The following is an 11,967-nucleotide window of genomic DNA, read 5'->3' on the forward strand; positions in this document are numbered from 1 at the left end:
GTGTTTTAACAACTTATAGGATAGATTGGTTTGCTTGCAGGAAAGGTATAAATTGGCTTATCCGGCATGGCAATAAACAAAGCCGACGGAAGGGCTGTATAATAACCCAATGCATCGCTAAAAGCACGACGAAACCAGCCCATGGCAACAACAATAGACAAAAGCACACTGGCCTTTCTGGCCGATCTGACACAAAACAACAACCGCGAGTGGTTTCAGGAGAACAAGTCCCGCTACGAAGCTGCCCGCAAAAACTACCTGGGCTTTCTGGACGAACTGATGGAGGAGATGGCGCTTTTCGAACCTGTGGCGATCGGGCAGAAGGGCAAAGACCTGGTATTCCGGATTTACCGGGACGTGCGCTTCTCCAATGACAAGCGACCTTACAAGGATCATTTCGGAGCCTACGTAGCCGAAGGCGGACGCAAGTCTATTTTGCCAGGCTACTACCTGCACCTGTCCGCCAACAACAATTCCTTCCTGGCCGGTGGTCTGTGGATGCCACCTGCTGATTATTTGAAGGCGGTGCGTCAGGAGATTGATTACAACCTGGAGGAGCTGGAACGCATCATTCAGGCGCCATCATTTAAGGAGCGCTTCGGCAACATACAAGGGGAGCAGCTCAAGACCACGCCAAAAGGCTACGACAAAGACAATCCCGCCATCGAGTACCTCCGCTTCAAAAGCTGGAACGCCGTCATGCCGATATCTGACAAGGTGGTGCTCAGCAAGGATTTTATGAACACAGTATTGGAGGGCTTTAAAGCGGTGAAGCCTTTTAATGATTTCCTGACAGCGCCGATACGGGATATTGGGGAGGAGTAGGGGTTTATTTAATAATCCACATTAAGAGAATTCCAAATGCCATGAAAGTAGCCATCATTATGGAGCAGCCAGGCTTAGTTGTTTTCTTAAGGCTTATGTTGGGTGTGAACGTTCTTATCAAAGAAAGGTCCTTCTGTTCAAGATGAGGCTCGGAAAAAGAAAACTCCTTTTCACCTAAAACCTGAAACTCTTCTCCGGAAGCGAAGCCCATTTTGATGGTGCTTTCATATTCTTTGAAGACAGCATGTACGTTATCGCCCTCTGTATCCTGCTCTGAAACATAGACTAAAGCTCTTTGACCAATATATCTCTGGGGTAGATTATCTGCGGCTGTTACGGTCCAGTACCCAAAGACCTTCGCTTTGAAATTGTCAATTTCAGGGTATGTCAGGTAATTCACGAAGTACTTGAATCTTTCAAAATCGGGTTGATTTGAAAAAAACAGTATATAGAGTTCTTCTTTGGCAGTTGACTTATACAATGTGATTCCATTGGTGAAACCAGAGTCAGCGTAAAGATCAGTCAGTTGTTGAACAGCTGTAATGATGTCTTCCTGGCGCGGGTCATGGAGCAGTATGTAGTTGGTTGATTCCATAAGTATCAAACTATTTCAGGGGCATTGTTATACTAGTCAGATCGTAGTAGCCCTTAAAGCTTTTCTGAAGCAGAATTTTCCCGTTGCACTTAAATTTAAGGTTACTTGTTTAGTAGTAGCTATTACCAGTTTTCTTTCAATCGGTAAACCTTGCCTGACTCTTCTAGTTCATCATCCAAACTGTCATCATATTGGAAATTCTGCACTTGCCATTTATCTTTTGGCTTATAAAAGACAAAAGTAAATCGTACAGGTTGCCGGTCATATCGAAGCATGTAGCTAACGAGTTTATAGCTTTCTCCAACACTTTTTTCCGTGATCTTTTCGTAGCCATAGTAATCTCCTACCAAGCCCAGAAAGCTGCTCAATTGTGTTTTAATTTTATCAATCCCATCCTTGTTTCTATCCATCATCCATTTGTTGGTTTCAAAAGCATAGTCAATGGCTTTATGTGGGGATTTTGCATAGGCTTTGAAAAATCCTTCGGCAATCTCTTCAGTTGTTATTTGTGCTTTCAAAGTGTTAGCCGATAGGATAACTAACAGCGATAATGCAAGGAGTTTGAATTTCATGCTTATTTGTGTTCTATTTATATTAATTACAATGTACTTATGCAGCGGATAGGCTGGCGTTGCCAAAGCTTTTGTTTTGCAACGTGTTATGAATAAAGATTCTAATGATTTCAGTTACACTTGAAAGTCTTCCTCATTCTTAGAGTCACTTTATTTAAATCATAAATTGCCTCATCTGAGATTCTGCTTAAAACCAATTTCCTCTCCTCAAAGAGTTTATTGTATTTATTTGAATTTTCACTTCTTGAGACTTTCGTCAATTTTAATGTTTCAGCTATTTTGTCGTGCAATTGTTTTGGCTGTTTGCTATCCATTAACTGCGCGTCTAAGAACTTGTCAGCTTGGCAGCTATTGGCGTAAATAAATAGGTCGATGCAGGTTAATTTCTTATCGGTTGAAGTTATCTGCTCATATTTAGAAATAAGCTTGTCTATGTACAACTCAGGCTGGTATCTTGGAAGCAGAAACTTGAGTCCCTCACCATAATTTAAAGTTAAAACATGCTGAGGTATAAAGGCATAGAAAGTAGTGTCATCCAGTACATGCAAGGCTGGGTCAATGATATCTGCACCTTTCAGGGACAATGATAGAAGGTGTTTCAGGTATATATCTCCAGGTAAGTCCCTCAAGTCTGCTTTAACCAATGCATCGGCAACTAACTGTATATCCTTCGGTTCCTGGCTGATTTCCAATAACAGCACGCCCCCATCAAAGTAGAAGTAAGGGTTATTGCCCTCTCGCCTAAGCTCATTCCTTAGAGGTTCTATGTATTTCTCTTTATCATTAATAACTAGCTCAAAGAATTTATCAAGCTTTGGGTATAGCGCTTTCTGCTCCTCAGAAGTCAACTTATGTGGATAAAAGTTAAACACTTTTTCAACTTCGCTGTGAAGTTCCTGGCCGAAAGCATTCAGTGAAATGCCTAATAAAAGGCCGATAATGAATAATCTCATTTTATTTTTAATAACCTTCTTAACTAACCGCTTATAGAATTACACACCCCACTAATGGCTCTATATGTAGGGTAATTCATATAATTTCTAAAAGCAGCTTCTGACCACGAAATTAGAAAAGCGGGCCATCCTTTAAGCCAAGCCAAAGCTTTCAGTCCTTAATCCCCCATAAGCCGCTATACCCTGCAGGCATTCGAAAGCTTGATGTTGAACACTGAAGGATACTGCGCCATCAGCTCTCCCATTACCTTTGTGAGATGGGGCATCAACTCGTCGTATTCCCCCGTAATCAGGGTGCTCATGGTACCGATCTCTACAGTGAACTTTGTGCGTTGCAACAGCTCCAGCAAATGGTTGATCGGTGTGCTGAAATCTTCTGTCAGGGGATAGTAGCTGATTTCCAGGGTAACCATCATGGCTTATCGGATTTTCTGAACGGCTGCTGCCATAAATACCGGGTGGATATAGCGGGCCTCGGGCGTGCCGTCAATCAACTGAAAATCGTGGGTGAGGTGCACACAGTACCTTGACTCTGGCTCACCAAAAAGCTGCAGTTTAGCGGTCAGCTCCTCAGGTGTCATAAAGTTGGCGTGTCGGAAGGTTTCGTCGCGTGGCTGGGTGAGCGCCAGCACGGAGCGGGCATTGAGGGCGCCAAGTAGCAGCCAGCCACCCGGTTGCAATACCCGGTATAGCTCCCGCAGCGCACAGTCCTGGTCCTCAACAAACTCCAGCATTGTGATAGAAGCCACCACCGGAAACTGTTCATCCTCAAAAGGCAATGCATGCACATCTGCTTTCATCAACTGAGCATCCAGCTTTTTCTCAGATGCAATGCTGAGCATGGCCTCTGATGCGTCTATACCTGTCACGTTAAAGCCCTGCTCCAAAAAGTAACTGCTCCAGTGCCCGGTGCCGCAACCCGCTTCGAGCATGGCTCCCCGTGGAATGCGCTGCAACAATTCGGAGACAACCGCTTTTTCGAGGAGGTCTACGTGCTGCCCCATGTCGGTGCGGTAGTAGTCGTCGTAGCTGTCGGCGATGTCAGGCCTTGCAAAAACATTCAAGTAAACGGTGGGGGCATGAAGCGTAAAAAAAGACATAGGCAAATATATTACATGAGCAATATATCATTTTTGCTCAAACAGATGAACAGTGTAGTCGATTAATTGTTGCCCGCCTGCTTTGCCATGCCCCGGAATAACGTGTTTTACCTGCGGGAAGGTGGCTTTCAGCTTCGCCACCGTTTGTGGCCAGGCCACCGTGTCAGCGTCGGCCAGGTTGCCTTTGCCAGCACCTACTTCCTTGATCAGGCAGCCGCCAAACATGGTCTGCGCCTTCGGGAAGTAACCCACTACATTATCCTGCGTGTGTCCTTTGCCAGGGTATAGCACCAGCACCTTTTCGTTTCCGACCTCCAGCGTCAGCTCTTCCTCGAAGCCATGCTTTGGCACAGCTGAATGATTAGCCTTTGCCAGGGCAATAGTCCTATGGCTGGCGTAGGACGGAATGCCACGTTGCTCAAAGGCCTGCAGACCGCCCAGGCAGTCGTCGTGAAAGTGCGTGGCGACAACCGCTTTTACCTGACACCCCAGACTTTGCTCCACCCATTCGATTAGCTCCAGGGAAGCCTGGTCTGTTGGCGGCGTGTCAAAAATGATGGCTTCCTGCTGATCGATCACCACCATACCGTTGCAGGGTACTTTGCCGAAACTCTGGGTTTCCAGAAAGGACAGGTGCTGGTATACCTGGTCTGCTATCTTGTGTACTTCCAGTGTTTCGGAGGTATAGCTCTGGCTGTCGCTGGCGGCTATACCTGAGTTGATCTTTTCCGCAGCAGCCCGCCTGTCTGTTGACTTAGGAGATTGGCAGGAGAGCAGCATCGTGAGCAGGAGCAAGTGGTAAGGTTTCATGGACAGAATCAGGTCTAGAAGTTGAATTGATAACTCCTGCCAGTTGCCGCATTTCTCAGCAGGAGCAATGACAGGTAATTTAATGATAATTCAGCACAGCGCACACATACAAGTGGACGGTTATTGCAGCTGGTGCGGATGAAGCTGCTGTTTCGTTACTGGGACTAAGCCAGGTATCTTGCTCCAGAAAATCGTAACGGCAAAAGCAGCGATCATGTAGTAGAGCTTAAAGTCGGATTCCGTGCCCACCACGGGCAGGCCATAGTTCAAGAAAGCATGAAATAAGGTCAGGAAAAGGAGGTTTCGGGTGCGCAGGTATACCAAAGCCAGTAGCAATCCGCTCATAAACAGCTGGGCCTGGGTGCTGATCATGGTAGCGATGGCTACGTCGAACCGGAAAAGATCTCTGGGGAGGTGGATCAAAGCAAACAGTAATTGTGTGGAAAGTACGGCGAGCAGTAGGGCCACAAACCTGGAAGCTATTTTCTGCCGAAGCAGCAGGTATGCTTGTGGTATCAGATATACCCTGAACAGCAGCTCTTCTACAAAGGCATTGAGCATGATGTTGAACGTGAAAACGCCCAGGGTTCTGGCGGTAGCTCCAATAGTCGCAAATTTAGCATGAACCGCTAAGCCATCCGTTCCTAATAAAGCACCGATTGCCAATGCAACCGTTACGGCCAGGTATAGGAACGCCGCCACCGCAAACCCGCTGGCAATATCCCGTCCTCTAAGACTCAGGTGCTCAGGTTGTACCGGATCACGCTGTTGCAGGAAGTACAGAAACACAAGCCAGATCAGGTATACCACCAGCACCATCCCTACAAAGTATAGCTGATTATCGAGCAGGTCACGAAGCTTGTCAGACAGGAAGAGTAAGTTGAGCAACGAAGTGATGCACAGGATACCTGCCAATACCAGTACAAGAGTTCTGGTCCTGCTGTGAGGTATGCTTTCAAAGTACTGGTAGAGCTTTTGCATGCTAGTGGATAGTATCAGGCTTAAAGATCACTTCGTTTGCGCAACACTTTGCCGGGGCAGGTTGGCGTGCTTTTTCTGTTGGCGGTACAGGTATAGCTCGGCCAGCAGCCAAAGTCCGACCAGGGTATACTCCAGGGCCACAAGCCACAGGTTTTCAGTATAGGCACTGGTGCGGTAGGCGGAGTAACTGAAAATAGCCAGGCAACTCCAGACAGTGGCGTAGCGGAAGTGGCTCAGGGTGGTCAGCGCAACAAGCGTCGTGATATACCAGGGGTGCACCGTGGTGGCTAGCAGCAGGTATACGGTTAGGGCCGCCGCCATGTAGCCGGCCAGTCGGCGCACCGAGCCCAGCTTCTTCACCGCCGCCATCGACAAAATAGCTAAAAATGTTGCCAGCGAAAGCAGAGGCCCAATCACAGCAATCTGATTGTAGCCTGTCAGCTGATAGCCTAGCCATCGGAGCAGGTAGTAGACGCTGGCATTGAACTCAAAACGCTGAAAATACAGATCGATGCTCTGCCAGATATTGTGCAGCACCTCCCACGAAAGCAAGGGCTGAAAGAGCAGCAACAGAACAACAATCATCACTACACCAAAACTGATAAAGCACTTAAGGCCCAGCTTGCGCCACACAAAGGGCAGGAACATCAGCGGCAGGAGCTTGCTGCCGACGGCCAGGGCAAAAGGTACCGCCGCAATGAGGTAGCGCTGGTAATGCAGCTGGTACAGGAAGAGCAGCAGGAAAAAGATCAGCAGCGCTTCCATGTGCAGGTTGCCTGTCAGCTCAAGGATCACCAAGGGGTTGAGGGCGTAGATATGCACGTAGCGATCGGGCAGGGCCATGCGGCGCAACAGACGGAGCAAAAGCAATATGGAGCCTGTCTCAACAGCAAGGATGATCACCCGCATCACCAGGATGCTGCCCGTTAGACTATCAGGCGAGAGGGCGGCTGCCAGCCAGAATACACCTTGCAGCACTGGTGGGTATACCGAAAAGTAATGCTGGGAATTGAGCTGCAAAAACAGTTCAGCCGTGAGGCCAGGTATAGCAGGGGCCTCTTCGCCTGCGAACTGTGCCGGCAAGTATAAGTAAGGGTTCTCACCGGCCAGCAGCAGCCGTCCGTCCCACACAAAGCGGAAGTAGTCATCGGATAGTGCAGGTATAGCAAAGAGGAATAGCAGTCTGAAAAAGAGACCGGCCCCGATGCCGTGCCATACGTTTAGCTTCTGGTTGGTGACATAGGCGTAAATGCCGTAAGCCAGCAAAGTGAGCAGCAGCAATTGCGTAAAGTTTTCGCGTGGGGTCGCATAGCCCAGCGCCAAGTATACCAGGGCTGACATCCCCAGCAAGGAATAAGTTGCTATGTGCTTTCGGGCAAGGGTCATGCGCGACGGCTATGGTTGAGCGAGTATACGAAAACGGCACCAAAACCGAGCATCAGCATCACATGAAAAGGCAGCAAACCATAATCCTGCAGCTGAAATCCCATCACGACACCGTACCCGAAATAAAATGCCAGCAGCCCCTCGAGCACAGTAACCGGATGGAGGCTGGTAATGGCATAGGCGTGCTGGCGCCAGGAGTCGTGGCGGTGCTGCAGGTTGTGCTTGGGTGTGCGGATAAAAGGCGTTTTACGGCCCAGGTAGCCCTCCAGTACTGCCACCGTGTTGTGCAGCGACATCCCCATAGACATCGAAAGAAACAGGAAAAACTCAGGTATAAAGCGCCTGGTGGTGTACCATACCGAGCCTGTTCGCTGGTACAGGGAGGTCCAGTAAAAGGCCAGCAGGGCGAGCAGACTGATGATCAGCAGGGAGCCCAGTGCGAAAAGCAGTTCGAGCCCCGGCACACTGTGTTTCAGGTATAGCATCGGGAGGCTGAGCAGGGCGGTGAGCAGTACGCAGACAAAGATACTGCTGTTGAGCAGGTGAAAGACCGCATGAATTCGGGTAGAAAATGGGATGGAGGCGTGTAGTACTTTGCCTAGGTGTTTGCGGGCGGTTTCGGCAGCGCCTTTGGTCCAGCGGTACTGCTGCGACTTAAGTGCTCCCATGGCGGCAGGCAGTTCGGCGGGGGCTTCTACACCCTGTAGGTAGCGGAAATGCCAGCCCCGCAACTGAGCACGGTAGCTCAGGTCCAGATCTTCGGTCAGGGTATCAGACTGCCAGCCACCGGCGTCTAGGATGCAGCTTTTGCGCCATACTCCGGCCGTTCCGTTGAAGTTGATAAAGTGCCCGCCACTGTTGCGCCCAACCTGCTCTACCGTAAAGTGCGCATCCAATCCAAAAGCCTGCAGTCGGGTGAGTAGCGAGTAGTCCTGGTTCAGGTGACCCCAGCGGGTTTGCACGACCCCCACCTGCTTGTGACTGAAAGCAGGTATAGTGCGCTTGAGAAAGTCAGGCTGCGGAACAAAATCGGCATCGAATATGGCGATGAAGTCGCCCGTGGCTTGCTGCAGGCCATACTGCAGGGCACCTGCTTTGTAGCCGCTGCGGTCAGGGCGACGCACATGCTCCAGGCGCAGACCAGTGTTGGCGTAGCTAGCCATCTTTTGCCGGATCAGCTCACTTGTATCGTCGGTGGAGTCGTCGAGCAGTTGGATCTGCAGCAGATGACGAGGGTAGTCGAGAGCGGCCACGGCGTCAATCAGGCGCTCTACCACATAGCGTTCGTTGTAGAGCGGGAGCTGTACCGTCACGGCAGGCCAGGTATAGCTTTCATCAGGTATAGCCTCGGGTGCAGGTATAGTTTTCCGGCGGCTCCAGTAGAGGTAGGTGAGGTGCAGCTGCACCAGGCTGTAGCAGAAGATGAAGGCCAGGCAAAGACCATACACGGCAACAAGAAGAAGCTGAGGGATTGTCATGCGGTGGCGCTGGTTAAGGCTACAGGAGCTTAAATATAGTCAATATAATCTTATACCCGGCCAGCACTGAGCCCTTCACCGTACCCGATACCTTCGACACGCCGATGCGCTTGCGGTAGTTCACAGGCACTTCTGCATACCTTACCTTTTGCTTCGCCGCCCGCGCCTGCATCTCTACCGTCCAGCCGTAGTTGCGGTCGCGCATGCCCAGCTGCTGCAAGGTGCTGAAGCGGATGGCCCGGAAAGGTCCCAGGTCGGTATACCGTACGCCATAGAGCCAGCGCAGCAGGGTAGTGGCCAGCCAGTTGCCGAAGATCTGCTGTGGCATCAGAGCACCCGCCTCCCGCTGCCCCAGTACCCGGGAGCCGATCACCATGTCCGCCTTTCCATCCAAAATAGGCTGTACCACCTGCGGCAGCTCGCCGGGGTAGTCGGAGTAGTCGCCGTCCAGGAACACAATGATGTCTGGCTGCTCCTGAGTGGGCTTGTTGGCTGCGTAGGCTATACCTTTGAGACAGGCATTGCCATACCCGGGTTGGGGCTCGTGGAGCACAGTGGCACCGGCGGCCCGGGCAACTTCAGGGGTGCTGTCCGAGGAGTTATTGTTCACCACAATCACTTCCTGTACCAGTTTGGTAGTTATGTCGCTGATTACGTGTGCAATAGATTTTTCTTCGTTGTAGGTAGGTATGATGACGCTGATTCGGGGCATGCTGCAAATTTGTGCAAAAAATATATGCTAAACTATTGAAGGTCAGGTATGGCTTTTGTAGTAAGAAGTGTATTAACTTTGCAAATTGAACCTTCCGGTATCAGAAAGGTTTTTAGAGAGTAGCTTTTTTAAATTATGAGTAGAGAAGTAGTTAAGATTGGAGATAAAGCCCCTGATTTTGAATTGCAGCGATTGGATGGAGGGTTTTTCCGACTTTACGAGTTGTTGAAGAAGAAAAACGTTGTGCTGTACTTTTATCCGAAGGACAGTTCATCTGATTGTACCAAGCAAGCCTGTGAGTTCAGGGATCACTATGATACCTTCCAGGATCTGGAAACGGAGATTGTGTGCATCAGCTACGACAAGGCCGACGCCCACAAACGCTTTGAGCGGGTGTACCGTCTGCCTTTTACCCTGCTAAGCGACTGTGACGCCCAAATCCGGAACCTGTACGGGGTGCCGCGTAAGTTCGGTATCATGCCGGGCCGGGCCATCTACGTGATCGACAAGAAAGGGGAGGTGCAGTATGTGTTCAACTCGCTGTCCAAACCAGCTGAGCACGTGCAGCAGGTACTGGACGTATTGGACGACATAAACCACGACAGCGTAGCCCAGTACGCCTAAGTTATTTGTATCACTTGAATAAAGCCAAAAGGCCCGGTGTTGTTCGCACCGGGCCTTTTGCATGTTCTTTTTTGGGAGCTAGAATATCAGTTCCAGCTTTTTGTCATTGTAAAACTCCACGCTCAGGAAGCCGCGCTCCTTGGTGAACAGGATGCGCTTTACGTTTGTCGCCTTGCTTGCGTCGTTATTTGTCACTTCATACACATCGGTATACAGCACATCGTTTACCTCAACAGATGGGTAGGTTGGCTGGCCCGGGTTCAGTTTGTACTCGCCGCGTCCATTTACCGCTACCGACACCTCCAGGCTGTTTTCACGCTTCAGAAAATAAGTAGCAATGCCCGGGCTAGTGTTCGTATTCGTGTTGCTTCTGGTAATATCCTCCATCACGCTGTAAGCCTGCACATCAAAGTGACCGATGCAATTATCGGAAATGTTGTAGCCTTCGCCTGGTACCTGCTCCGCTATCAGCGCTGTGTTAGTATACGTAACGGTGTCACCTGTTTCGTTCAGAAAACGGATGGTGTCATTGCGGTCATAGACCAGCCATTCCACATCTTTTTCGTCAAATTGGGTAGTAGTGGTGTCGCAGTCTTTGCAAGAGGTAAAAAGAAGTGTTGCCAGAATAAATACTCCGAAAAGTTTAATACTGTGTTTCATTAGGGTGAAATTTGATTGTAATGGTAAATGTTTAATTGTCGCATATCAGGTATAGCTATACCTAATGGTAAGATTCGTTTTGGAGGCAAAGCGTTGCAAGCCGTTACAAAAATTATTGTTACAACTTGGCTGGTAGGGTGAGCAGGGCTTAGGGTGTGTATCGGGTAAAGGTGCGGCCATTGAAATAAGCCACCTGCAGAAAGCCAAACTCGCGATTGAACAGGATGCGGCGCACGCCGGTAGCCGTGCTATCCGGATTTGTCAGATCGAACACATTCTGGTAAGTTACGCCGCCAACGGGAAGGGTGGCATGGTCTGGTGTGTTGACATCTGGTATGCGAAGCTCAGCTCTGCCGGCTACTACCAGGCTCACACGAATAGAATCGGGCATGCGCACGGCTACAACTGTCAGGGCCGGAAAGCGACGGTTATTGTGCTGCATGACGCTGGTGCGGCGGGTATAGTACTGCTCTATGCACACATCGGCCGGGCCAAATCCGTCGCCAGGTATAGGATCGGAGTTAACCCGGGTGTTCAGAAACACGCGAATTGTATCAGGTGTGTTACTGTCAACCATGAGGAGGCTGTCCCGGGCATTGTACACGGTCCAGCTGCTATCGCCATTTTCAAACTGCGCTACTTTTGTTTCGCAGTCGTTGCAGGAGCTAAGCCACAGAGAGGCGCCGAACAAGGACAGGTATAGTAGTAAGCGAATTGACTTCATAGGTTCATTGGCTATACTGCAAATTAACGAACTTAATCCGGTTGATAGTCTATAAAACGCAGATTAGTGAATGGAGATAGGCAGAAAATGAAAGCAGCCGGGTGTTTGCCCGGCTGCTATTCAAGTTAAATCACACTGAAAATTTTATTCTCGAACCCTTACCCATACAGGCTCTGGTTTGAGAGCTGGTCTGAACACCAGCCAAAGTATTACACCCAGAAGGGTACCTGTCATGAAAGTCGGAACTACTACCAGCCATCCTATCACACCACGGCTTTCCGCATCATGGTAGGTCCACACCAGCATAAAAATCACCAGTAAAGAGTAAATGGCAAAGGTTAAGAAAAAGAGTAAACTAGCTATATCAGGCAAAATCGTTTCCATTATCAAATATTTAAGTATCACATAAAGAGGAACATAGCCCCTACATTATTTTAAACCTGAAAAGCTATGGATTTGTTTATAACTATTCTAATACAATGATATGAATATGGGTGATATGGAAATGATATATTGTATTTATTCTTCCGGTCAGGTATAAAAAGAG

The 11,967-nt window shown here is 49.2% G+C and carries 15 protein-coding genes; 2 read left to right on the top strand and 13 right to left on the bottom strand.

Translation table 11 applies throughout. The features are described 5' to 3' along the window. The first annotated feature begins 141 nt into the window (after nt 1–141). On the top strand, nt 142–825 hold the full coding sequence (locus tag Q1A54_RS14290; protein ID WP_299989482.1) for a DUF2461 domain-containing protein: 684 nt from the start codon (nt 142–144) through the stop codon (nt 823–825). Nucleotides 826–829: 4 nt separating this feature from the next. On the opposite strand, the gene Q1A54_RS14295 is transcribed toward Q1A54_RS14290, so the two are convergent. The 10 genes from Q1A54_RS14295 to Q1A54_RS14340 all read right to left on the bottom strand — a co-directional run bounded on the left by Q1A54_RS14295 (nt 830) and on the right by Q1A54_RS14340 (nt 9,412). Then, complete coding sequence (locus Q1A54_RS14295; protein WP_299989485.1) at nt 830–1,420, bottom strand: hypothetical protein; 591 nt, start codon at nt 1,418–1,420, stop codon at nt 830–832. A 122-nt stretch (nt 1,421–1,542) separates the two neighbouring features. Continuing rightward, nucleotides 1,543–1,992: a hypothetical protein gene (locus tag Q1A54_RS14300; protein WP_299989488.1), complete on the bottom strand. Its 450-nt coding sequence runs from the start codon at nt 1,990–1,992 to the stop codon at nt 1,543–1,545. A 110-nt stretch (nt 1,993–2,102) separates the two neighbouring features. Next, nucleotides 2,103–2,945, bottom strand: a complete 843-nt coding sequence (locus tag Q1A54_RS14305; RefSeq protein ID WP_299989491.1) for a hypothetical protein — start codon at nt 2,943–2,945, stop codon at nt 2,103–2,105. Between the two features lie 176 nt (nt 2,946–3,121). After that, nucleotides 3,122–3,361: a thiamine-binding protein gene (locus tag Q1A54_RS14310; protein WP_299989493.1), complete on the bottom strand. Its 240-nt coding sequence runs from the start codon at nt 3,359–3,361 to the stop codon at nt 3,122–3,124. Between the two features lie 3 nt (nt 3,362–3,364). Further along, nucleotides 3,365–4,045: a class I SAM-dependent methyltransferase gene (locus Q1A54_RS14315; protein ID WP_299989496.1), complete on the bottom strand. Its 681-nt coding sequence runs from the start codon at nt 4,043–4,045 to the stop codon at nt 3,365–3,367. A 27-nt stretch (nt 4,046–4,072) separates the two neighbouring features. Next, a complete protein-coding gene (gene bla, locus Q1A54_RS14320; RefSeq protein ID WP_299989499.1) occupies nt 4,073–4,855 on the bottom strand; it encodes a subclass B1 metallo-beta-lactamase in 783 nt (260 codons plus the stop codon). A 120-nt stretch (nt 4,856–4,975) separates the two neighbouring features. Next, nucleotides 4,976–5,836, bottom strand: coding sequence for a CPBP family intramembrane glutamic endopeptidase (locus Q1A54_RS14325; protein WP_299989502.1), 861 nt, complete (start codon nt 5,834–5,836; stop codon nt 4,976–4,978). A gap of 27 nt (nt 5,837–5,863) precedes the next feature. Next, nucleotides 5,864–7,222, bottom strand: coding sequence for a hypothetical protein (locus tag Q1A54_RS14330; protein WP_299989505.1), 1,359 nt, complete (start codon nt 7,220–7,222; stop codon nt 5,864–5,866). Then, nucleotides 7,219–8,700, bottom strand: coding sequence for a cellulose synthase family protein (locus tag Q1A54_RS14335; RefSeq protein ID WP_299989508.1), 1,482 nt, complete (start codon nt 8,698–8,700; stop codon nt 7,219–7,221). Before Q1A54_RS14335 ends, Q1A54_RS14330 begins: the two co-directional genes overlap by 4 nt. A gap of 19 nt (nt 8,701–8,719) precedes the next feature. Beyond that, nucleotides 8,720–9,412 carry a glycosyltransferase family 2 protein gene (locus Q1A54_RS14340; RefSeq protein ID WP_299989511.1) on the bottom strand — a complete coding sequence of 231 codons (693 nt, stop codon included), beginning with the start codon at nt 9,410–9,412 and terminating at the stop codon, nt 8,720–8,722. Nucleotides 9,413–9,547: 135 nt separating this feature from the next. Here Q1A54_RS14340 and Q1A54_RS14345 point away from each other — a divergent pair, with 135 nt between their 5' ends. Next, complete coding sequence (locus Q1A54_RS14345) at nt 9,548–10,036, top strand: peroxiredoxin (protein WP_196115807.1); 489 nt, start codon at nt 9,548–9,550, stop codon at nt 10,034–10,036. Nucleotides 10,037–10,114: 78 nt separating this feature from the next. Here the strand turns inward: Q1A54_RS14345 and Q1A54_RS14350 are convergent, their stop codons facing one another. The 3 genes from Q1A54_RS14350 to Q1A54_RS14360 form a co-directional block, all read right to left on the bottom strand. Continuing rightward, a complete protein-coding gene (locus Q1A54_RS14350) occupies nt 10,115–10,696 on the bottom strand; it encodes a hypothetical protein (RefSeq protein WP_299989516.1) in 582 nt (193 codons plus the stop codon). A 148-nt stretch (nt 10,697–10,844) separates the two neighbouring features. Next, a complete protein-coding gene (locus tag Q1A54_RS14355; protein WP_299989519.1) occupies nt 10,845–11,420 on the bottom strand; it encodes a hypothetical protein in 576 nt (191 codons plus the stop codon). 144 nt (nt 11,421–11,564) lie between these two features. Beyond that, nucleotides 11,565–11,804, bottom strand: coding sequence for a hypothetical protein (locus Q1A54_RS14360; protein ID WP_299989521.1), 240 nt, complete (start codon nt 11,802–11,804; stop codon nt 11,565–11,567). Between the last annotated feature and the right edge of the window lie 163 nt (nt 11,805–11,967).

The sequence above is a fragment of the uncultured Pontibacter sp. genome (assembly GCF_947502515.1).
In the GTDB taxonomy this organism is placed as follows: Bacteria; Bacteroidota; Bacteroidia; order Cytophagales; family Hymenobacteraceae; genus Pontibacter.

What these genes read in the sequence shown, in the direction of transcription:
- Q1A54_RS14310 (WP_299989493.1), bottom strand. Translation starts at nt 3,361, where the DNA reads ATGATGGTTACCCTGGAAATCAGCTACTATCCCCTGACAGAAGATTTC.
- Q1A54_RS14360 (WP_299989521.1), bottom strand. Translation starts at nt 11,804, where the DNA reads ATGGAAACGATTTTGCCTGATATAGCTAGTTTACTCTTTTTCTTAACC.
- Q1A54_RS14350 (WP_299989516.1), bottom strand. Translation starts at nt 10,696, where the DNA reads ATGAAACACAGTATTAAACTTTTCGGAGTATTTATTCTGGCAACACTT.
- Q1A54_RS14290 (WP_299989482.1), top strand. Translation starts at nt 142, where the DNA reads ATGGCAACAACAATAGACAAAAGCACACTGGCCTTTCTGGCCGATCTG.
- Q1A54_RS14315 (WP_299989496.1), bottom strand. Translation starts at nt 4,045, where the DNA reads ATGTCTTTTTTTACGCTTCATGCCCCCACCGTTTACTTGAATGTTTTT.
- Q1A54_RS14335 (WP_299989508.1), bottom strand. Translation starts at nt 8,700, where the DNA reads ATGACAATCCCTCAGCTTCTTCTTGTTGCCGTGTATGGTCTTTGCCTG.
- Q1A54_RS14305 (WP_299989491.1), bottom strand. Translation starts at nt 2,945, where the DNA reads ATGAGATTATTCATTATCGGCCTTTTATTAGGCATTTCACTGAATGCT.
- bla (WP_299989499.1), bottom strand. Translation starts at nt 4,855, where the DNA reads ATGAAACCTTACCACTTGCTCCTGCTCACGATGCTGCTCTCCTGCCAA.
- Q1A54_RS14345 (WP_196115807.1), top strand. Translation starts at nt 9,548, where the DNA reads ATGAGTAGAGAAGTAGTTAAGATTGGAGATAAAGCCCCTGATTTTGAA.
- Q1A54_RS14355 (WP_299989519.1), bottom strand. Translation starts at nt 11,420, where the DNA reads ATGAAGTCAATTCGCTTACTACTATACCTGTCCTTGTTCGGCGCCTCT.
- Q1A54_RS14295 (WP_299989485.1), bottom strand. Translation starts at nt 1,420, where the DNA reads ATGGAATCAACCAACTACATACTGCTCCATGACCCGCGCCAGGAAGAC.
- Q1A54_RS14330 (WP_299989505.1), bottom strand. Translation starts at nt 7,222, where the DNA reads ATGACCCTTGCCCGAAAGCACATAGCAACTTATTCCTTGCTGGGGATG.
- Q1A54_RS14325 (WP_299989502.1), bottom strand. Translation starts at nt 5,836, where the DNA reads ATGCAAAAGCTCTACCAGTACTTTGAAAGCATACCTCACAGCAGGACC.
- Q1A54_RS14340 (WP_299989511.1), bottom strand. Translation starts at nt 9,412, where the DNA reads ATGCCCCGAATCAGCGTCATCATACCTACCTACAACGAAGAAAAATCT.
- Q1A54_RS14300 (WP_299989488.1), bottom strand. Translation starts at nt 1,992, where the DNA reads ATGAAATTCAAACTCCTTGCATTATCGCTGTTAGTTATCCTATCGGCT.